Genomic DNA, 19,558 nt, shown 5'->3' on the forward strand with positions numbered 1-19,558 from the left:
TAATGTTCTGAACTCGTTTTTCATCCCAACGCAAGGATGTCTCATGGCCGAACCGGCGCTGTCGATCCGTGGCCTGACCAAGGTCTACGGCAACGGCTTCCATGCTTTGAAAGGCATCGATCTCGATGTGGAGCAGGGTGACTTCTTCGCCCTGCTGGGGCCCAACGGGGCCGGCAAGTCCACCACCCTGGGCGTGGTCTGCTCGCTGGTACAGAAGACAGCCGGCCAGGTCTCGATCTTCGGTATCGACATCGACCGCGATTTCGCCCGCGCCAAGTACCACCTGGGCGTGGTGCCCCAGGAGTTCAACTTCAACCAGTTCGAGAAGGTGCTCGACATCGTGCTGGCCCAGGCGGGCTACTACGGCATGCCGCGTCGCGAGGCGCTGCCTCGTGCCGAGCAGCTGCTCAAGGATCTCGGTCTGTGGGACAAGCGCAACGGCAGCGCGCGGATGCTCTCCGGCGGCATGAAGCGCCGCCTGATGATCGCCCGGGCGCTGATGCATCGGCCCAAGCTGCTGATCCTCGACGAGCCTACCGCCGGCGTCGACATCGAACTGCGCCGCAGCATGTGGGAGTACATGCGCCGTATCAACCGCGAGGAAGGTACCACCATCATCCTCACCACTCACTATCTCGAGGAGGCCGAGAGCCTCTGTCGCAACGTGGCGATCATCAATCATGGCGAGATCGTGCGGAACACCAGTGTACGCGAGCTGCTCGCCGAACTCGATACTGAGACCTTCCTGCTCGACCTGGCGCACCCGGTAATGCAGGCTCCGCAGGTCGATGGCTTCGAGGTGAACAAGGTCGAGAGTGCTCAGCTCGCAGTGGTGGTGCACCGCGGCCAGCGTTTGAACGATGTTTTCACGGCGCTGGGTGAGCAGGGCATCGAGGTGGTTTCCATGCGCAACCGCGCCAACCGGCTCGAGGAGATGTTCGTGTCGATGGTGGAGCAAGGCAACGACGAGCGACGCGAAGCAGAGCAGGCGGAGGCCGGAAAATGAACGCCATCCAGGTTGCGATTGCCCTGTGGACCCTGGTCGGCAAGGAGATCAAGCGCTTCACGCGCATCTGGCCACAGACCCTGTTGCCACCCTCGATCACCATGGCCATGTATTTCATCATCTTCGGCAGCTTGATCGGCCCGCGTATCGGCGAGATGGGCGGCTTCAGCTACATGGACTTCATCGTCCCTGGGCTGATCATGATGGCGGTGATCACCAACAGTTACTCTAACGTGGCCTCGAGCTTCTTCTCCAACAAGTTCCAGCGCAGCGTGGAGGAGATGATGGTCTCGCCGATGCCCAACTGGGTAATCCTCACCGGCTTCGTGCTTGGAGGCATGGCCCGCGGGCTGGGCGTGGGGGCGATCGTCACCATCGTATCGCTGTTCTTCACTCGCATCAGCGTGGCGCATCCGCTACTCACCGTGGGGGTGGTGGTGCTCACCGCGGCGCTGTTCTCCATCGGCGGCTTCATCAACGCGCTGCTGGCCGACAAGTTCGACGATGTTTCCATTGTGCCGACCTTCGTACTTACGCCGCTGACCTATCTGGGCGGAGTGTTCTACTCGATCTCGCTGTTGCCGACCTTCTGGCAGAACGCCTCGCTGCTCAACCCTATCCTCTATATGGTCAACGTGTTCCGCCACGGTTTCCTGGGGGTATCCGACATACCGGTAGGCTGGGCGCTGGCCGCCATCTTTGCTTTCATCATCGTGCTTTTCGCCATCGCCTTGTGGATGCTGGAGCAGGGCAAGGGAATACGTTCATGAGCCACAGACCCGATACGCTCGAACATGCCCCGCTGGGGCGCGAGTCCGCCTACCCGGAACACTACGATGCCGGGCTGCTCTATCCCATTCCCCGCGCCGCCAATCGCGCGCCGCTGGGGATCGAGGAGGGCAGGCTACCCTTCGTCGGCGAGGATGAGTGGCACGCCTTCGAGGTGAGTTGGCTCAACGGCCGCGGCAAACCGCTGGTGGCCGTGGCACGCTTTCGCCTGCCGGCGGAATCGCCGTACCTGATCGAGTCGAAGTCGTGGAAGCTCTACCTCAACGGCTTCAACCAGACCCGCTTCGACAGTCGCGAGCAGGTGATCGAGACACTCGAGCGCGACCTGGCGAAGGCCGCCGGAGCACCGGTTTCGGTGGAGCTGTTCGACGTCGATGACGCGACACTCGCCGTCTGCCGGTTGCCCGGTGAGTGCCTCGACGCGCTCGACATCGAGATCGACGACTATACCCCTAGTGCCGAACACCTGAAGGTGGGCGAGGAGATCGTCGAGGAGACGCTCTATTCGCACCTGCTCAAGTCCAACTGCCCGGTCACCGGCCAGCCCGACTGGGGTAGCGTGCTGATTCGCTATCGCGGCCCCAAGCTCGACCGCGAAGGCCTGCTGCGCTACCTGATCGGCTATCGTCAGCACCAGGACTTTCACGAACACTGTGTCGAACACATCTTCATGGATCTGATGGCCAAGGCGAAGCCCGAGCGGCTGCTGGTGCTGGCGCGCTACGTGCGCCGCGGCGGGCTCGACATCAGCCCCTGGCGTGCCACGCCGGGCGAGCGCCCACCGGAGCCCCTGCGCTTGGCAAGACAGTAGTCTGGCACGACAGTAAAAATTCCAACTGATAAAGTTCGGTCAACACTTCTTCGGCTGATCAAGGGGATCGTATGGACGCAATTACCCTGCTGCACGAGCGCAGTTCGATGGGCAAGCTGACCGGCCCGGCGCCAAGCCCCGAGCAGATGGAAGCGATCTATCGCGCTGCGCTACGGGCGCCGGACCACAAGGAGCTGCGCCCCTGGCGCTTCATCGAGTTTTCCGGCGAGGGGCTGGAGCGGCTGGGTGAGCTGTTCGCCGAGGCCGAGTACCGCGAAAACCCCAGCATCGAGGACGCCGCCCTGGACGCCGCGCGCAAGAAGCCGCTGCGCGCGCCGATGATCGTTGCAGTGATCGCCAAGATCACCCCCGAGGTGGAGAAGGTGCCCAAGATCGAGCAGGTGATCTCTGCCGGCTGTGCCGGCCACGGCATTCTTCTCGCCGCTCACGCCTTGGGACTCGGCGCCATGTGGCGCAGCGGCAAGTACGCCTTCGACCCCACCGTACGCAAGGGGCTCGGCCTGGAGGAAGAGGACGAGCTGATCGCCTTCATCTACCTCGGCCAGCTCGGCGGGCGCCACAAATCCATCGCCGATCATCGCCTCAGCGACTTCGTCGAGCGTTGGACCTGACGCATGCGCGAAGCCGGCCTACCCCACCCACGCCTGCCGCTGCCCGAGCCCGGCCAGGGCGACGACCCGCAGGCGTTCCTGGCCTGGCTCATGGATGCCATCCCCATGGTCGAGCATCTGGGCATTCGCGAGATGCGCTGGGAAGGGGAGAGCCTGGTGTGGGAGCTTGCACTGGCGCCCAACCTCAACGACAAGGGCACCGGTTTCGGCGGGGCGCTCACCGCCCAGACCACCCTGCTGGGCTGGTGCTGGACCACCCTGTGGCTGCGCCAGCGCGGCCATGCCCGCGACGTAGTGGTGGCCGAGGCCAGCCAGCGCTTCCTGGCGCCGGTTACCGCTGATTACCGTATCACTTGTGCCCCGGAAACCGAACAGGGTCCCGAGACGCTTGTCGAGCGCCTGGAAAGCCGTGGGCGCGGCCGTATCGCCCTGGTCCAGCAGCTCTGGTGCGGCGACACCCTGTGTCTGGAAGCCCGCGGCGACTACGCCGTGCTGCCCGTTTGCTAACGGCGGCAAGAGCCGAAAACCGGCTTGCAAACGCGTACTTAAGCCGTTAGACTTTGCGCCGTTCTGACGCACAAGGGCGCTGTCCCAGGCGATGGAACCGCAATGTGGAGAGGTGTCCGAGTGGTCGAAGGAGCACGCCTGGAAAGTGTGTAAGTCGAAAGGCTTCGAGGGTTCGAATCCCTCCCTCTCCGCCACAGATTCCGAGAAACCAGTCGCTTACGGCTGGTTTTTTGCGTTATCCGTCATCCTACCTATCGTGCGGCCAATAGCGCCCTGGCTGGCGCGGGGCTTGTCATCGTGGCACATCCTTGTGCCGTTGCGGTCCTTATCCTGATCAGTCAACTAAGCGGGCTGATTGTGATTTGTCGTTTCCTTGGTCGCTGAATCAGGACTTCACGAGCGTGTGAACCGTGATGGAGTAGCCGAACGGATCGCGGAACGCGAAATAGCGGCCGAACGGCCCGTCCTTCGGAGCAAACTCGACTTCGACGCCTTGACCAATGAGGTGGTCGTACAGTGCATCAGCGTCATCACAGCCGAACCAGATGGCAATGCCCCAGCCCAGCTTATCGGTCGCCTCCAGGTCGATGACAGGCGTGCGGACGGCAAACGGCACCGGCTTGGTATCGAACACCACGGCTCCCGGCGGGCTCATGGGCGCGGGGCGAAGCCCGACGATGTCAGTGTAGAAGGCGCGCGCGGCTTCAATGTCCTTGACTTGAATGCCAATGAAATCGGGTCCGATCAGATGCGGCATGACTGGGTTTCCTTGTGTTGTCGGATTTGATAATATCAGGATGCTTATATCATGTAAGGACCCTGATATGTCAACACGAGTTTGCTGATGGACGACCCCTATGCAACGATCGGCTTCGCGCTGAAGCAGGCCCAACAGGCGCTGCGGACGCGCATGGATGCTGAATTGCGTCAGATCGGTCTGACCACGCCGCAATATGCTGTGCTTACCTACTTGAAGGTCGAACCAGGAGCTTCAAACGCTGCGCTGGCGCGCCAAGCCTTCATCACGCCTCAGACAATGCAGGCGATTCTCGTCACGCTCGAGAAGTCGGGCTTCATCAAACGTACTCCTCATCCGGAGCACGGGCGTGTTCAGAAGACAGAATTGACGCCCGCGGGCGATCGGGCACTGGTGGCAGCCTCTGCAATCGTTGCCGATGCCGAAAAGCGCCTTGTCGATGCCGCAGCGCCGCTTGCTCCTGAGGTTGTCGCAACCATGCTAATGCGACTGGCAAATGCCCTTCGATAGCGGCAGTTATCCCGAGTGGTGAGGAAGAGCAACTAGGCAGGGGCGTCCCAGTTGCCGAGGTTTGTCGAGCAGGCACGCAGGATGGCCGAACGGCCACGGGTTTTTTGTTGATGCTTGGTCTAACCTGCAAGTTTTGTAGTGAATCTCTTACAAGAACCCATAACCTGGGTTAACACAGAATTCGCCTTTATGTGCCATGGTGTGGACATAGGGCAATGGATGGCCCAACACGGAAGGCCTAGCGACGGAATGCTCATACCAAGGAGGCTTGGGCAGGAAGCCTGAGGTTGGTTGGATAGGGAAGCGTCGATTGAAAGCCCGGCCCAAGTGGTCGGGCTTTTCTTATGGCAAGGTGAGATGGCGGAGCCGGTCGAGGCTGAGCTGTCTCTTTTGCCGCTTCAAGCAGCTTGCCCATGCGAGGGATGCCTCTATACGCGTGCTCTGCGGGTTCGCCAAAATATCGCGTCTCATCGCACCTGGCCCCGGCCATAGGCCGGGGTCTCTGTTGCGCATACGAATATCGTATGAGAGGGGCTCGTGTTTCTGTCGTAGGAATTTTTCTTACGCCGCTTGTCGGCAATTTCCTACAAGAAAGCATATCCCACGTTAACAGCATTTTGCCGTGTAGCTGCCATGCTTGTAATCAAGGGCAAGGAAGCTCCGCAAGGAAGCCGGGTCAGGACGACGCAACGACCAAGGATGCTCGGTCAGGATGACCGAGGTGGTAGCAGGGACGCAAGAGTTCGCCCGGCCGCAAGGCCGGGCTCTTGCATTCTTGGCCCTCGACCGAAGCTTCTGTCAGCTCACACCTTTCGTCTCGATGTTCCTCTTTGCTCTCGCATGGCTCTCCGATGGGCCAGTGGCTATTCCTCCAAGGCTGGAAAAGACCCCATCTTGGTACGGATTCTTTGCTTTTGCTTATCTGCTCAAAGGGTGATGATGAAGGGTCGGTTGCCAAGGGAACGAAGGGACGGCGCCGCGAGCAGATGATCGAACAACGTGTGTGACAGCATGGTGCGTCGTACTCGTTGTTTGCGATCAGTTACTTTAGAATTATCTGCTATAACTAAGCGTATCCTTCCAACGGGTGACGGGATGTCCAATTCTGACTGGCTGATCAAGGCTCGTCGGTCTGCTCTTGCCGGTCTATGGGCTGGCCTACCGTCGTTGGCACTCGCCTCCGCCGAGGGCGGGGCTATGTTCAATACCCTGCCCACTACCGTCTGGGTGGTGGTGATCGCTGTGTTGGCCTTGGTGATGGCGGGGCTGACTTATCGTCGCAAGCTACTGAGCGAAGTCGATAGGCTGCGGACCAGCCACGCAGAGCTGACTACCATTCTCGACAGCGTCGACGCCTGCATCTACGTCAAGTCGAGCGACTTTCGATACCTGTACGTCAACCGCAAGGGCAGCGAGATCGTGGGCCTGCCGGCCGAGTCGGTGCTGGGCAAGACCGACAGCGACATCTTCGATTCGGTGACGGCAGCGGAGCTGCGCTTCAACGATCGGCGAGTCCTCGAGAAGGGCGAGAAGGTCGTGGTGGAAGAGGGGTATGTGAAGAACCAGGACGAGACCCTCTTCACCTTCCTCTCGATCAAGCTGCCGCTGCGCAGGGCCGATGGCTCGATTCACGCGCTCTGCGGTATCTCCACCGACGTCACCGAATATCGCGACATCCAGGAGAGCAAGCACCGGCTGACGTTCTACGATTCGTTGACGGGCCTGCCCAACCGGCGCCTGCTGCTCGATCGGCTGGAGATGGTGGTCAAGGGTTCACGTCGCAGTGAGCGTTATGCAGCCTTGCTGTTCATCGATCTGGACGATTTCAAGGTAATCAATGAGACCCAGGGGCTGCAGCGAGGCGACCGTTTTCTGCGCCAGGTGGCACAGAAGCTGGATGAGGTCGTGCGTGAGAGCGACACCCTGGCGCGGCTGGGGGCCGATGAGTTCGTACTGCTGATCCACGATCTTGGTCTCGACGTTGAGCAGGCGGCCCATGCCGCCGAGCGGGTGGCCGAGAAACTGCTGGGACAGATCACCAGCGCCCAGGCTGACGACGACCAGATGCTGACCCTGCCGATCACGGCGAGCATCGGCATCACCCTGTTTGCCAATGATCAGGCGAACGTCGACAGCGCCATGCGCCAGGCCGATATCGCCCTGCAGCAGGCCAAGTTGGCGGGCGGCAATACCCTGCGTTTCTTCAATGCCGACATGCAGGCCGACGTGATGGAACGTGTACATCTCGAAGCCGACTTGCACCAGGCGCTGGCGCGCGATGAGCTGCTCCTGCATTACCAGATCCAGGTGGATGCTCACGCCAAGGTGACCGGCGTCGAGGCGTTGATCCGCTGGCAGCACCCCCAGCGTGGGCTGGTGCCGCCTGGTCTTTTCATCCCTCTGGCCGAGAAGAACCGGTTGATATTGCCGATCGGTCATTGGGTGCTCGAGACCGCCTGTCGCCAGTTGGCCGCGTGGGCCCAGGAGAGCGACAGGGAAAAGCTGACGATCTCGGTCAACGTCAGCTCGGTGCAGTTTCATCAGCCTGACTTCATCGCCCGCGTGCAACGCGCCCTGAAAGAAACTGGCGCCAACCCGGCCCGGTTGGTACTGGAAGTCACCGAGAGTCTGCTGATGGAGGAGCCCGAGCGGGTGCGCAATATCATGCTGCGTCTCAGCAAGCTCGGTATTCGTTTTGCCCTGGATGACTTCGGCACGGGTTACTCATCGTTGAACTACCTGAAGCGGCTGCCTCTGGATGAGCTCAAGATCGACAAATCGTTCGTCGATGGTGTGCTCGATGACCCGGTAGATGCGGCTATCGTCACCACCACCATCACCCTGGCGAACAGTCTCGGGCTTGCGGTCACGGCCGAGGGCGTCGAGACTGAGGCCCAGCACCGCTGGTTGCTGGAGCATGGCTGCAAGGCCTTCCAGGGGTACCTGTTCGGGCGTCCGCTGGCCCTGGAAGAGCTGGCACTGACTGAAAAGGTTTATTCCTTCCCCTCCTGATGCAGCAGTAACTTGTGCCGTGCTTCCTCCATTTCCTGCTGCTGCTGGGGTAAGCTGAGCGTGTCGTATCGCAAGAGAAGTTCACTTCTCTGCCATGCCTACCCTCACAACGGAGAATTCCATGTCCTTTCGACCCTTGCTTGCCGCTGCCGTGCTGATGCTCCCGCTGTCGGCCTTGGCCGAAACGCCCAATATCGTGCCTGGCCAGTGGCAGTTCACCAGCACCACCTCGGTGAGGGGTGACGTGCCGATTCCCGACCAGACGGAAAGCCATCAGGAGTGCATCGTGCAGGGCGATCTCGACGATGCCGACTTCCAGTTCCTCGACGTGGAGGAAGGCTGCGAGCTGCTGGAGCACAATGTCTCCGCCGACGGTATCGACTACCGCATGGTCTGCCATGCCGAGGGTGGCGAGGCGAACATCGATGGCCGCATGAGCTTCCTGGGTGAGCGCGTCGAGGGTAATGTAAACATCGATACCCAATCGCCGATGGGGCAGATGCAGCTGGAAACCGCCATCGAGGGCGAGCGTCTCGGCGATTGCTGATCGTCATCGCTGGCGCCAAGAAACGCGAAGGCCACCCCTTGGGTGGCCTTTGCGTTTTCCGCTTCAGGCTCAATAGTGATCGGCAGGTGCCTTGGCCATTTCGGCTTCCAGGCGCTGTTTCACCACGCCGGGCGAACCGGTGTGGCGAGCCAGCAGGTCGTAGGCCACCGGCACCACGAACAGAGTGAAGAAGGTGGCGGCCGCCACGCCGGCCATGATGACCGTGCCGATCACCATGCGCGATTCGGCGCCGGCACCGGTGGAGACGATCAGCGGGATGGAGCCGGCCATGGTGGTCACGGCGGTCATCAGGATCGGCCGCAGGCGCGTCACCGAAGCCTCGAGCAGGGCCTCGCGGAAGGCCAGACCCTGGTCGCGCAGTTGGTTGGCGAATTCCACGATCAGGATACCGTTCTTGGCCGCCAGCCCGATCAGCATCACCAGGCCCACCTGGCTATAGATGTTCAGGGATTGGCCGGTGATCAACAGCCCGAACAGGGCGCCGCTCATGGCCAGCGGCACGGTGAGCATGATCACGAAGGGGTGCACGAAGCTCTCGAATTGTGCCGCCAGTACCAGGAACACCACCAGGGCGCCCAGCACCAGCAGGAAGGTGGTGGCGCCGCTGGCTTCGCGATAGTCGCGCGAAGGGCCGGCCACGTTGGTCTGGGCTTCCGGGGGGAGTATTTCAGAGGCCGCCTGCTCCAGGTATGCCAGTGCCTCACCCAGTGGGTAGCCGTCCACCAGGTTGGCCTCGATGGTGATGGAGCGGATCCGGTTGAAGCGATTGAGCGTACTGGCACCAGCGTAATCGGTCAGCGTCACCAGGCTTGCCAGGGGAATCAGTCCGCCCGAACGGGCCGAGCGCACCTGGATGTTGTCCAGCGCGCGCGGGCTGTTCTGCCTGGCCCGATCGCCCTCGACGATGACATCGTACTCTTCGCCGTTGTCCACGTAGCGGGTCACGTTGCGCCCACCCAGCAGGATTTCCAAGGTGCGCCCGATTTCGGTCACCGTGACCCCGAGCGCCGCCGCCCGCTCGTAATCGATATCCACGCGCAGCTGTGGCTGGGTTTCCCGGTAGTCGCTTTCCAGGCCCGCCAGGCGCGGGTTGTGCTCACGAATGTGCTCGAGCATCAGGTCACGCCATTCGGCTAGCTGCTCGTAGGTGCCGCCGCCAAGCACGAACTGTACCGGCTTCTGCACGCGCTGGCCGAAACCCTGGCGCATGACTGGGCTGGCCTGTATGCCAGGCAGGTCGGCCAGGCGCTGGCGGACGTCGTCCATGATCTCCCAGGCGCTGCGACGGCTTCCCCAGTCGGCCATGTTGATGATGGCGAAGCCGTTGTTGAAGTTCTCGATGTTGCCGAAGCCGCGTGGGGCGCGGATCACCACCCGTTCCAGTTCCCCGGCGGCGACCAGCGGTTGCAGGCGCAGCTCGAGTTCGTCCATATAATCCATCATGTAGTCAAAGGTGGCACCCTCAGGGCCGTTGACCAGAATGATGAAGTTGCCGCGATCCTCCCGGGGGGTGTATTCGTTGGGCAGCCGCTCGGCCATCCACACAGTGGCGACGATCAACGCAACGAACACGGCCAGCACGGCCAGGCGTGCCTTGAGCACCGCTTCGAGCAGGGTACGGTAGATTCGCTGCGACAGCTCCAGCAGCCACTGCACGCCACGTGCCGCGGCGCTGTCGCCCATATTGGGCTTGAGGATCTTCGAGGCCATCATCGGCGTGAGGGTGAGTGCCAACAGGCTGGAAATGGCGACGGCCGCCGCCATGGTCAGGGCGAACTCGGAGAACAGGCGGCCCACATTGCCCTGCAGGAAGCTGAGCGGCACGAATACCGCGATCAGCACCAGGGTGGTGGCGATGACGGCAAAGGCGATCTGGCGTGTGCCACGGAAGGCCGCCACCAGCGGCGTTTCCCCGTAGTCGTGCATGCGCCGGTTGATGTTCTCGAGGACCACGATGGCATCGTCGACGATCAGGCCGATGGCCAGCACCAGCGCCAGCAGTGTCAGCAGGTTGATCGAGAAGCCCATGAGCGCCAGCGCGATGAACGAGCCGATGATGGCAATGGGGACCGTCACGGCGGGCACCAGGGTGGTACGCACGTTGCCGAGGAACATGAAGATCACCACCACCACCAGCCCCATGGCAATGAACAGCGTCATCACTACCTGCTGGATGGCGCCGGCCACGAACACCGAGGCGTCGAAGTTCAGGCTCAGTTCCATGCCGTCGGGCAGGGTGGCCTGCAGGCGCTCCATCTCCGCCTGGACGCCCTGGGAAAGCTCCAGCACGTTGGCGGTGGACTGCATCATCATGCCGAGCCCCACCATGGGCACCCCGTTGGCGCGAAAGATCGAGCGGTCGTCCACCGAGCCGACCTCGACCCGGGCCACGTCGCCCAGGCGTATCAGATAACCGTCGCTGCCCTGGTCGATGGCCAGGCGCTGGAAATCCCCTGCCGCGGCAAAGCTGCGTGGCAGGCGCACGATGAACTGGCGCTCACGGGATTCGATGGAGCCGGCAGGGAGCTCGACGTTCTCGGCGCGCAGGGCGCTCTCCACGTCGCTGACGGTGAGGTTCCGCGCTGCCAGGGCGTTACGGTCGATCCACACCCGCATGGCGTAGTCTCGCCCCCCGCCCACGCGCACCCGGGCCACACCGGGTTGCACCGAGAGGCGATCGACCAGGTAGCGGTTGGCGTAGTCGGTCAGCTCCGGCATGGAGTAGCCTTCGCCGGAGAGACTCAGCCACACCACGATCTCCTCGCTGGAGTCCGCCTTCTGCACTTCGGGCGGGTCGGCGTCGTCGGGCAGGTTGCGCTGGGCACCGGCAATGCGGTCACGAACGTCGTTGGCCGCGGCGTCGATGTCCATCTCGAGATTGAATTCGATATTGATCCGCGAGCGACCGTCTTCGCTGGAGGAGGTCACCACCTCGATGCCTTCGATACCGGCGATGCGGTCCTCCAGCACCTGGGTGATGCGCGACTCGACCACGTTGGCCGCCGCCCCGGGGTAGCGGGTATCGATACTGACCACCGGTGGGTCGATGGAGGGGTACTCCTGCAGCGACAGCCGCTGCAGGGAGAGCAGGCCGAAGGCAACGATCAGCAGCGCCAGTACCGTCGCCAGCACCGGCCGCTGAACCGAGATGTCGGAGAGGCGCATCAGGCGTCATCCTCGTCACGATGCGCTTCGAGGATCTCGCGGATGGAGCTTTCTTCGCTGGCGATGCCCAGCAGCCGCACGCGATCGCCTTCCCGGGCGCGCTGTACGCCATGGGAGACCACCAGCTCATCGGCCGCGAGTCCCTCGATGACCTCGGCCTGGCCGATGCGCCGCTCACCGACGCGTACTTCGCGTCGCTCCAGGCGGTTCTCGTCGGTTTCGTCGATGACCAGTACGTACTGGCGGTCGCCGCTGGGAATCAACGCCGACTCGGGCACTACTATGGCCTGCCGCGGGCTGCGCTGCAGCACGACCTCCATCAGCATGCCGGGGCGCAGGCGCAGGTCGGGGTTGTCGATTTCGGCGCGTACCGTGACGCTGCGGCTGACGGGGTCGACCCGCGAGCCGATGCTGGCCACTTCGCCTTCGAAGTTCTCGTCGGGAAAGGCCACGCTGCGCGCCGACAGCTTTAGTCCGGGGGTGAGGATCGACAGGTAGACTTCCGGCACGCTGAAGTCGAGTTTCATCACGTCTAGCTTGTCCAGTGTGACCAACTCGGTGCCAGGGGTGACCAGGCTGCCCAGGCTGATGTTGCGAAAACCTACCACGCCGTCGAAGGGGGCACGCAGGCGATAGTTGGTAAGCCGTGCCTCCAGCCCCTGGATTTCCGCCTCCGCCTGGCGCAGCCGCGCCTGGCTGTCCTCCACGTCGGCACGAGGTGCCATGTTGCGGCTCTGCAGTTGGGTCAGGCGGTCCACCGCGCTGCGTCTCTCGTCGCGCAGGGCCTGGGCGACACGCAGCTGGGCTCGCTCCTCACTGTCTTCCAGCCGGATCAGCAACTGGCCGGCTTCCACGACCTCCCCATCGCGAAAGTTAAGCTCGGCGACGATCTCGGTCACCGTGGCCGAAAGCGTCACGCTCTCGTCGGCGCGCAGGGTGCCGAGAGCCTCCAGCGGGTCGGACCAGGGCTGAACGTCGGCACGGGCGCCGATCACGGCGGTGCGTTCCTGGGCGGCTGAGGGCAGGCCGGTGGCCAGAACAAGCGTGAGAGCAAGAGTGGCGGCCAGGCACGTTCGGCCGATAAGAGTGGCCAGCCGCCGGACCGGTGCAAGAAGGAAAAGGCGCGATGTGTTCATGGGGGCTCTTGTCGTAGTTCGGCATGCACGAGAGGGCGCCACTTCCATGGGCGCTTCCTTAACAGCCTACTCATCTTGTTGGCATTGAATGTGACAACAAATTCGCAATATCGGTTCTACCTTGAGCTTTCAACTGTATAGCTTTTGTACAGAAACATCCAATCTGTGCGCCAGCGCGCGCCTTTTCCCCTGCGACTGCAAGATCCTTTCACTGCTTTGCAAGATCCTCCAAGCGTAACCGAATTGTAACTACGATGCTGAGTCACGTGAGCCGGAGCCAGAGGCGCCGGTTTCCGACAACAGCAAGCTTGGATAAAAACCTGATTGGGAGAAAGACAATGAGCAAGCTGATGCAGGGTATCGAGCGTTTCTGGCGCGAGGAAGAGGGTACCGAGGTGGTGGAGTGGGCCTTGGTTGGGGGGTTGGTGGTAGCAGTTGGGGCAGCCATATTCGTAGCGATTGGAACGCGGGCAGGTGCTCTCTTGACCCAATTGAATACAGCAATTGGTGGTGCTACTCCCTAGTAAGATTGTTGTGCCGGGCGCTGATAAGGATATCGGCGTCTGCCCTGTTCCTGAGGAGGAGGAAAGTCTCATGATAGAACTTGGGGTAGTTCCTCTAGTAGCGTTTGCAGTTTGTACTGATGTTCAGTCACATCGTATCCCGAACTATCTCGTTATGGCCGGGGCCGCCGTGGGTTTTCTGCTGCATGGGTGGGCAGCAGGAGCCGGTGGTGTCCTGGCCGCCATCTCCGGATTGTTGATCGGTATGGTCATCCTTCTTCCTGGTTATATGATGGGCTTTACCGGTGCCGGAGATGCCAAGCTGATGGCTGCAGTGGGCACCTTTATTGGTCCATTTGGAGTGCTGCAAGCAGCACTCATCAGTATTTTCATTGGTGGATTTATCGCCCTTGGATTTGCTTTGAGTGCATTCCTATTCCACCAGTCTATTTCCCCATGGGGGCGCTACGGGTTGATGTTTCGTACCCTCGTCGTCACCGGTAGACCCATCTATATCCCGCCTGAAGAGGGTGAGGTCATGGGTCGTAAATTCCCCTTCGCCGTTTCCATTGCCCTGGGAACCACTGCCTGGATCGCCTGGCAGTGGCTGCTGGCTTAGGTCGAACACGTTCTGGGAGGTGATGGCATGGATACGAAAGATAACAGTCGCGATAGCAGTGCCTCCGCACAGCCAGAGCTGGCGGATGACACTGGTGCCGACACCTTGCCGCCGCGTCCCACCAGCGTCGAGGAGACCGGCCTGTCGCCGCTCTATCTCGCTGACCTGATCTCCAAGCAGCTTTTCGAGCAGGGTGTGCTCGACCTGCACCAACTGAGTCGCAGCGCGGCCCTGGCCGGCAGCGTGGTGGAAACCCTCTGTCATCAACTGCGCCGCGAGGGGCGTGTCGAGGTTCGCGGCCAGGCCGAAAGCGGCGCGCTGCGTTTCGGCCTCACCGAACTGGGCCGGGCTGCTGCCCTCGAGGCGCTGGCCCGGGACGGCTACGCCGGTCCCGCCCCGGTACCGCTGGAAGCCTATGCCGTGCGAGTGCGGGCCCAGGCCCTGAGCGATGTCGGAATCAGCCGAGACAGGGTAATGGCGGCCTTCACTGATACCGTGATCGATCCTCTATTGCTCGACCAGCTTGGCCCAGGGCTGCACTCGGGGCGGGCGATGTTCATTCATGGCGAGCCAGGCACCGGCAAGAGCTACATCGCCCGTCGCCTGGTGCGGCTGCTGCCCGGCGAGGTGCTTATCCCCCACGCCATCCTGACGGGCGGCAAGGCCGTACGCTGCTTCGACCCCGCGGTGCACAGCCCGCTGGCGCCGCTGGGTGGGGAGGGCGAAGCCGCCTCGTTGCTGTTGGCCCAGGGCCACGACCCGCGCTACGTGCGTTGTCGGCGGCCCTGCGTTATCACCGGCGGTGAGCTGACCATGGCGCGCCTGGAGGTCCAGTACGACAGTGCCACCCATATCCACCAGGCGCCGATCCAACTGCTGGCCAACAACGGCATGCTGGTGATCGACGACCTGGGTCGCCAGCGTATGGCGCCGATGGAACTGTTCAACCGCTGGATCGTGCCGCTGGAGGAGCGCCGCGACTTCCTGGCGCTGGCCAACGGTTACCACTTCAACGTGCCCTTTGACGTGGCGCTGGTGTTCTCCACCAACCTCGACCCGCTGTCGCTGGCCGATGCCGCCTTCTTGCGCCGCATCGGCTACAAGATCCGTTTCGCTCCACTGGACCAGGACGCCTACCGGCGGATCTGGGCCCAGCAGTGCCGCGAGAGCGGTATTCCCTTCGATTCGACCCTGGTCGATTTCGTGATCTATGAGCTGCATGCACGCCTCGGCGTGCCGCTACTGGCCTGCCACCCACGTGACCTGCTGGGTCTGGCAATGGATCACCTGCGCTACTGGGGCGGCGAGGTACCCGACCGGGAGGTACTCGCCTGGGCCTGGCAAACCTACTTCGGCGATTTCCCGGACAGCGACCGCGCAGGCGGTGACGGCAACACGAGCGGGAGGAACGCATCATGAAGAAGAAAGGCGTAGTCACGATGTTTGGTGTCTCGCTGCTGATGGCCGGCGGTGCGGCGCTGATCGCCATGAGCTGGATGCAGGGACAGAACCAGGAACGCGACTCCTTGGCCGAGGCTGGCCAGGTGGTGGTGGCGGCGCTGCAGATCCCCTTCGGCACCACGGTGCAGGCCAGCGACCTGAAGACGCTGCGGTTGCCGCCGGATTCGGTACCGCCCGGCAGCTTCAACGACATCGAGAACGTGGTGGGACGGGTCAGCAACCAGGTGATCTATGCCGGCGAGATCCTCCACGAGGGGCGCGTGGCCGAACACCTGGGCGGCAGTGCCCTGGCCGCGCTGCTCGACCCTGGCAAGCGGGCCATGAGCGTGCGAGTCGACGATGTGGTCGGCGTGGCCGGCTTCCTGCTGCCGGGCAACCGGGTGGACGTGGTCTCCACCCGCAGCGATGGCAACCGCAACAGCGTTGAATCGAAGACGGTACTGCAGAACCTCAAGGTGCTGGCGGTGGATCAGATTGCCTCCCAGGAACGCGACGGTCCGGTGATCGTGCGAGCGGTGACGCTGGAGGTGGACCCCACCCAGGCGGAAACCCTGGTCAAGGCCACCCAGGAGGGCAAGGTGCAGCTGACCCTGCGCAACCCGCTCGATCATGAAGAGAAACCCGACTTGCTGGTGGCGCAGCGCGAGCTGCTCAACGTCGAGCCGCGGCGCGAGATCAGCGCACCGCCGCCGCGTGCTGCTCCGGTGGCTCCGGCGTCGCGCCAGGTGATGGTGATACGTGGCACCGAGTCCAGCACCGTGAGCGTACGCAATTGAAAAGGGCAGGGCCGCAACGATCCGGGCTGATGGCCGAGGCGGCTGCGCCTGACAAGTACACGGGCAGGGGAGAAGCATCATGAACATGCAGGATAAGGCGTGGAAAGGGTTGATACTGGCAGGGTTCGTTACCCTGGCACTGGCTTGGGCCAGTGTGCTGGAGGCGCAGGAGAGCACACGCAGCGTGGCCATGCCGGTGGAGGGGCGAACGGTCGCGGTAGCCGTGGAGCTGAACAAGGCCCAGGTGCTGCAGTTTCCCCGGGCGGTGCGGGTGGTGTCGGTGGGCAACCCCGAGATTGCCGACCTGGTGGTGATGGGGTCGCGGCAGCTCTACATACTGGGCAAGTCCACGGGGACCACCAATGTGGTCCTGTGGGACCAGTCGGAAAACATCCAGGGCACGCTCAACGTAACCGTGACCCATGACCTCGAGGCGCTAAAGAGTCACCTGCATGTGCTGCTGCCGGACGAGAACATCCAGGTGCGCTCGGCCCAGGACAGTATCGTACTCAGCGGAGAGGTCTCCAGCGCCGAACGGCTCGATACCGCGCTGCGGCTGGCCACTCGTTTTGCCGGTGGCGGCGAGGACTCGGTACTCAACCTGATGCAGGTGGGCGGGGCCAATCAGGTGATGCTCGACGTCAAGGTCGCGGAAGTCTCGCGCTCGCTGGTCAAGCGGCTGGAAGCCAACTTCAACGTCTTCAACGTGGGCTCCTCGGCGTTCCGGGCCGGGGCGGTCACCGGCGGTGCCACCTTCCCCGACGCCATCTTCCAAGGGCCGGGAGGGGACTTTCGCCTGCCTGTTTTCGAGAATGGAACCCGCACCCCGCTGGGGCCCATGGTTCGGGAATTCGCACCTTCGGTGGCTAGCATCGAGGACACCGGCATCTTCGCCAGCTACCAGCGCAGCGATTACCTGCTCAACCTGGTGCTGGACGCGGCCAGCCGCGAGGGCGTGGCCAAGATCCTCGCCGAACCCAACCTCACCACCCTGACCGGCCAGCAGGCGCAGTTCCTGGCCGGGGGCGAGTTTCCCATCCCGGTCCCCCAGGGCAACGGCCAGGTCGCCATCGAGCACAAGGAGTTCGGTGTCGGCCTGAGTTTCCTGCCGGTGGTGCTGGACTCCGGCTCGATCAATCTCCAGGTCAATGTCTCTGTCTCCGACCTGGTGCCGGCCAACAGCCTGCGGGTAGGCGTGGGCGACCAGGTCTCGGCCCAGTTCTTCGTTCCGGCACTGGTCAAGCGCAGCGCCAGCTCCAGCCTGGAACTGGCCTCGGGTCAGACCATCGCCATCGCCGGCATGCTCAACGAGAGCCTGCGCGAGAACGTCTCAAAGCTCCCCGGTCTGGGTGACCTGCCGGTGCTGGGGGCGTTGTTCCGCAGCCAGGAGTTCATCAAGGAGCAGACCGAGCTGGTGATCTTCGTCACGCCGCGGCTGGCGCGCTCCTTCGCGCCGGAGCAGGTACGGCTGCCCACCGGCTCGTTCGTGGCCCCCAGCGACCTGGAGTTCTACCTGCTCGGCCGTTACCAGTCGCGCGACGATGAGGGCGGCTCGCGGCCGCGTCCCAACAGTCTGGACCTGGAGTTGATGTCGAGCCGTCGCACGGGCGGCACCGAGGGCCGCTTCGGCCATGACCTGTGAACCGATCACCATGACGGGAGTGTCCACCATGTCCTCAATAAGTGCTTTCCATCGGCTTTTTCATCCGTCGCTCGCTCGCAGTGCCTGGCTGGTGCCGCTCATCGTCTCCCTGGGGCTGGCCGGCTGCGCGGCCCCCAAGCCAGGCAGCGGCCTGCCGCCCTTCGGCGACACGGTGAATCACACCAAGCGCCTGCAGACCTATGAGCCTGGCGACGAAGTACCGGCTTTGGGAGGGGCCAAGGCAGCCGAGGCGATGCGTGGCTACCGCGGTGCGGCAGCGGGCCGGCAGCAGCCGGTACCCATGACCTCCAGCTCGCTGCCCTGAGTGACCGGGCGCTCGGCCGAACCCGGAGCGGGGCCAGCAGCAGAAGCAGTAACGGTAACAGTAACAGGCAGGAACACGGGTGCCGGTGGGCGACCGCTGGCGACGACAGAGCGACGACAACAGGTGCATTGTCATGCTGACACGGCTCGAGATACGGCTGGTAGGGCGCGCAAGGGCGGACATGGATGCGCTGGAAGCGCTGCTACGCAGCCAGGGTGACATCAACGTAATCGCGAAGCTGCTCTACAACGGCAGCGTCGATCCCCTGGAGGGTGTCGAGACGATGCCCGATGCCCTGGTGCTGATGGTGGGCGATAACTGGGAAGCGGAACTGATGGCGCTGTGCGAACGTCCCGTCGGCGAGCGCCCGCCGCTGCTGGTGGTGGGCCCCAAGGGTAACGTGGAGCTGATCCGTCTGGCCATGCGGGCCGGCGCCCGCGACTACTTCTCGCCGCCCATCGACGACGGCGAAATCAGCCGCTTCCTGCGCGAGATCGTGCGTAACCGGCGCGAGGAACAGGCACGTCCCGCGGCGACCCTGACCGCGGTGATCAATGCCAAGGGCGGCTCCGGGGCCAGCCTGGTGGCGGCTAACCTGGCCCATCGCCTGGCGGTGCAGGGCAAGGCGTGTGCACTGGTGGACATGGACGTGCAGTTCGGTTCGCTGCCGCTCTATTTCAACCTGACCCCGGACCACGGCCTGGTACAGGCACTGGAAGCCGCCGACAGCCTCGATGCCCTGGCCATGTCGGCGTATATCCAGCGTCACGACAGCGGTCTCGGCCTGCTGGCCTCGTCACCCGAAGATCGTACCAGTCTCGCCGAGGTGCCGGAGGTCCGGGTCGAGCAACTGCTTCACGTGCTGGGCCAGGACCACGACGAAGTGGTGGTCGACCTGCCGCGCTGGATCAATGGCGCCACGGCCTGCGTGTTGGAGCGCGCCGACCACGTGCTCATGGTCATGCAGCAGAGCGTGGCCCACCTCCACGACGCCCAGCGCTTGCGCGACATCCTGATCCATGAACTGGGCCTGCCGCCGTCGCGCATCGCGGTGGTGGTCAACCGCGTCGACAAGCGCAGCGACATATCCCTCGGTGCCATCGGCGATGCGTTGCCGCGGCTGCCGCTGCATACCCTGCCCAACGACTATCGCCATGCCAGCCAGAGCATCAACGTCGGCAGCCCTTTGATCGACCTGGCGCGCAAGGCAGCGCTGACGCGCTCGCTCGAGGTACTGGCCCTGGCGCTTGCGACGCCGCGTGAGGCCCCGCTGCAGCCGCGGCGCTGGTCGCTGAAGCTGTGGAATCGTACCCAACACTGACGCTGATCGGGAGAGAGA

General features: G+C 63.1%; 18 protein-coding genes and 1 tRNA gene. 16 read left to right on the forward strand and 3 right to left on the reverse strand.

Features of this window, described 5'->3' with window-relative positions; translation table 11 throughout:
- Nucleotides 1-43 precede the first annotated feature (43 nt).
- From SPH52_RS04155 to SPH52_RS04180, 6 genes are all read left to right on the forward strand, one after another.
- Nucleotides 44-1,006: an ABC transporter ATP-binding protein gene (locus SPH52_RS04155; RefSeq protein ID WP_411793733.1), complete on the forward strand. Its 963-nt coding sequence runs from the start codon at nt 44-46 to the stop codon at nt 1,004-1,006.
- Nucleotides 1,003-1,776: an ABC transporter permease gene (locus SPH52_RS04160; RefSeq protein ID WP_411793734.1), complete on the forward strand. Its 774-nt coding sequence runs from the start codon at nt 1,003-1,005 to the stop codon at nt 1,774-1,776. The genes SPH52_RS04155 and SPH52_RS04160 overlap by 4 nt, the downstream gene beginning before the upstream one ends.
- Nucleotides 1,773-2,606: an NADPH-dependent 7-cyano-7-deazaguanine reductase QueF gene (gene queF / locus SPH52_RS04165; RefSeq protein WP_411793735.1), complete on the forward strand. Its 834-nt coding sequence runs from the start codon at nt 1,773-1,775 to the stop codon at nt 2,604-2,606. Before SPH52_RS04160 ends, queF begins: the two co-directional genes overlap by 4 nt.
- 71 nt (nt 2,607-2,677) lie before the next feature.
- Complete coding sequence (locus SPH52_RS04170) at nt 2,678-3,238, forward strand: nitroreductase family protein (RefSeq protein WP_411793736.1); 561 nt, start codon at nt 2,678-2,680, stop codon at nt 3,236-3,238.
- Nucleotides 3,239-3,241: 3 nt separating this feature from the next.
- Nucleotides 3,242-3,745, forward strand: a complete 504-nt coding sequence (locus SPH52_RS04175; protein ID WP_411793737.1) for a YiiD C-terminal domain-containing protein — start codon at nt 3,242-3,244, stop codon at nt 3,743-3,745.
- 106 nt (nt 3,746-3,851) lie between these two features.
- Nucleotides 3,852-3,939, forward strand: a tRNA-Ser gene (locus SPH52_RS04180).
- A 191-nt stretch (nt 3,940-4,130) separates the two neighbouring features.
- Here SPH52_RS04180 and SPH52_RS04185 read toward each other — a convergent pair.
- A complete protein-coding gene (locus SPH52_RS04185) occupies nt 4,131-4,502 on the reverse strand; it encodes a VOC family protein (RefSeq protein ID WP_411793738.1) in 372 nt (123 codons plus the stop codon).
- A gap of 87 nt (nt 4,503-4,589) precedes the next feature.
- Here SPH52_RS04185 and SPH52_RS04190 point away from each other — a divergent pair, with 87 nt between their 5' ends.
- The 3 genes from SPH52_RS04190 (at nt 4,590) to SPH52_RS04200 (ending at nt 8,571) form a co-directional block, all read left to right on the forward strand.
- Nucleotides 4,590-5,012, forward strand: coding sequence for a MarR family winged helix-turn-helix transcriptional regulator (locus tag SPH52_RS04190; RefSeq protein ID WP_411793739.1), 423 nt, complete (start codon nt 4,590-4,592; stop codon nt 5,010-5,012).
- A gap of 1,095 nt (nt 5,013-6,107) precedes the next feature.
- Nucleotides 6,108-8,024, forward strand: a complete 1,917-nt coding sequence (locus tag SPH52_RS04195; protein WP_411793740.1) for a putative bifunctional diguanylate cyclase/phosphodiesterase — start codon at nt 6,108-6,110, stop codon at nt 8,022-8,024.
- A 121-nt stretch (nt 8,025-8,145) separates the two neighbouring features.
- Entirely contained in the window at nt 8,146-8,571 is a 426-nt protein-coding gene (locus SPH52_RS04200; RefSeq protein WP_411793741.1) for a DUF3617 domain-containing protein, read from the forward strand.
- Nucleotides 8,572-8,640: 69 nt separating this feature from the next.
- Here the strand turns inward: SPH52_RS04200 and SPH52_RS04205 are convergent, their stop codons facing one another.
- Complete coding sequence (locus tag SPH52_RS04205; protein WP_411793742.1) at nt 8,641-11,757, reverse strand: efflux RND transporter permease subunit; 3,117 nt, start codon at nt 11,755-11,757, stop codon at nt 8,641-8,643.
- A complete protein-coding gene (locus SPH52_RS04210; RefSeq protein WP_411793743.1) occupies nt 11,757-12,893 on the reverse strand; it encodes an efflux RND transporter periplasmic adaptor subunit in 1,137 nt (378 codons plus the stop codon). Before SPH52_RS04210 ends, SPH52_RS04205 begins: the two co-directional genes overlap by 1 nt.
- A 338-nt stretch (nt 12,894-13,231) precedes the next feature.
- Between SPH52_RS04210 and SPH52_RS04215 the strand changes: the two genes are divergently transcribed.
- The 7 genes from SPH52_RS04215 to SPH52_RS04245 all read left to right on the forward strand — a co-directional run bounded on the left by SPH52_RS04215 (nt 13,232) and on the right by SPH52_RS04245 (nt 19,540).
- Nucleotides 13,232-13,417 (forward strand): Flp family type IVb pilin, encoded by a 186-nt coding sequence (locus tag SPH52_RS04215; RefSeq protein ID WP_411793744.1) that lies wholly within the window; start codon nt 13,232-13,234, stop codon nt 13,415-13,417.
- Nucleotides 13,418-13,487: 70 nt separating this feature from the next.
- A complete protein-coding gene (locus SPH52_RS04220; protein WP_411793745.1) occupies nt 13,488-14,015 on the forward strand; it encodes a prepilin peptidase in 528 nt (175 codons plus the stop codon).
- A 27-nt stretch (nt 14,016-14,042) separates the two neighbouring features.
- Nucleotides 14,043-15,434, forward strand: coding sequence for an AAA family ATPase (locus tag SPH52_RS04225; protein WP_411793746.1), 1,392 nt, complete (start codon nt 14,043-14,045; stop codon nt 15,432-15,434).
- Nucleotides 15,431-16,252: a Flp pilus assembly protein CpaB gene (gene cpaB / locus SPH52_RS04230; RefSeq protein WP_411793747.1), complete on the forward strand. Its 822-nt coding sequence runs from the start codon at nt 15,431-15,433 to the stop codon at nt 16,250-16,252. The genes SPH52_RS04225 and cpaB overlap by 4 nt, the downstream gene beginning before the upstream one ends.
- Before the next feature lie 79 nt (nt 16,253-16,331).
- Complete coding sequence (locus tag SPH52_RS04235; RefSeq protein WP_411793748.1) at nt 16,332-17,894, forward strand: type II and III secretion system protein family protein; 1,563 nt, start codon at nt 16,332-16,334, stop codon at nt 17,892-17,894.
- 28 nt (nt 17,895-17,922) lie between these two features.
- Entirely contained in the window at nt 17,923-18,219 is a 297-nt protein-coding gene (locus SPH52_RS04240; protein WP_411793749.1) for a hypothetical protein, read from the forward strand.
- A 133-nt stretch (nt 18,220-18,352) separates the two neighbouring features.
- Nucleotides 18,353-19,540: an AAA family ATPase gene (locus tag SPH52_RS04245; protein WP_411793750.1), complete on the forward strand. Its 1,188-nt coding sequence runs from the start codon at nt 18,353-18,355 to the stop codon at nt 19,538-19,540.
- The last annotated feature ends 18 nt before the right edge of the window (nt 19,541-19,558 follow it).

This window comes from Halomonas sp. A29, from assembly GCF_046723295.1.
Lineage (GTDB): Bacteria > Pseudomonadota > Gammaproteobacteria > Pseudomonadales > Halomonadaceae > Halomonas.

Bases quoted from the DNA above. Each gene is read 5' to 3' on its own strand.
- SPH52_RS04210 (WP_411793743.1), bottom strand. From the start codon at position 12,893: ATGAACACATCGCGCCTTTTCCTTCTTGCACCGGTCCGGCGGCTGGCC.
- SPH52_RS04235 (WP_411793748.1), top strand. From the start codon at position 16,332: ATGAACATGCAGGATAAGGCGTGGAAAGGGTTGATACTGGCAGGGTTC.
- SPH52_RS04175 (WP_411793737.1), top strand. From the start codon at position 3,242: ATGCGCGAAGCCGGCCTACCCCACCCACGCCTGCCGCTGCCCGAGCCC.
- SPH52_RS04215 (WP_411793744.1), top strand. From the start codon at position 13,232: ATGAGCAAGCTGATGCAGGGTATCGAGCGTTTCTGGCGCGAGGAAGAG.
- SPH52_RS04190 (WP_411793739.1), top strand. From the start codon at position 4,590: ATGGACGACCCCTATGCAACGATCGGCTTCGCGCTGAAGCAGGCCCAA.
- SPH52_RS04220 (WP_411793745.1), top strand. From the start codon at position 13,488: ATGATAGAACTTGGGGTAGTTCCTCTAGTAGCGTTTGCAGTTTGTACT.
- SPH52_RS04160 (WP_411793734.1), top strand. From the start codon at position 1,003: ATGAACGCCATCCAGGTTGCGATTGCCCTGTGGACCCTGGTCGGCAAG.
- SPH52_RS04205 (WP_411793742.1), bottom strand. From the start codon at position 11,757: ATGCGCCTCTCCGACATCTCGGTTCAGCGGCCGGTGCTGGCGACGGTA.
- SPH52_RS04155 (WP_411793733.1), top strand. From the start codon at position 44: ATGGCCGAACCGGCGCTGTCGATCCGTGGCCTGACCAAGGTCTACGGC.
- cpaB (WP_411793747.1), top strand. From the start codon at position 15,431: ATGAAGAAGAAAGGCGTAGTCACGATGTTTGGTGTCTCGCTGCTGATG.
- SPH52_RS04240 (WP_411793749.1), top strand. From the start codon at position 17,923: ATGTCCTCAATAAGTGCTTTCCATCGGCTTTTTCATCCGTCGCTCGCT.
- SPH52_RS04195 (WP_411793740.1), top strand. From the start codon at position 6,108: ATGTCCAATTCTGACTGGCTGATCAAGGCTCGTCGGTCTGCTCTTGCC.
- SPH52_RS04245 (WP_411793750.1), top strand. From the start codon at position 18,353: ATGCTGACACGGCTCGAGATACGGCTGGTAGGGCGCGCAAGGGCGGAC.
- SPH52_RS04200 (WP_411793741.1), top strand. From the start codon at position 8,146: ATGTCCTTTCGACCCTTGCTTGCCGCTGCCGTGCTGATGCTCCCGCTG.
- SPH52_RS04225 (WP_411793746.1), top strand. From the start codon at position 14,043: ATGGATACGAAAGATAACAGTCGCGATAGCAGTGCCTCCGCACAGCCA.
- SPH52_RS04185 (WP_411793738.1), bottom strand. From the start codon at position 4,502: ATGCCGCATCTGATCGGACCCGATTTCATTGGCATTCAAGTCAAGGAC.
- SPH52_RS04170 (WP_411793736.1), top strand. From the start codon at position 2,678: ATGGACGCAATTACCCTGCTGCACGAGCGCAGTTCGATGGGCAAGCTG.
- queF (WP_411793735.1), top strand. From the start codon at position 1,773: ATGAGCCACAGACCCGATACGCTCGAACATGCCCCGCTGGGGCGCGAG.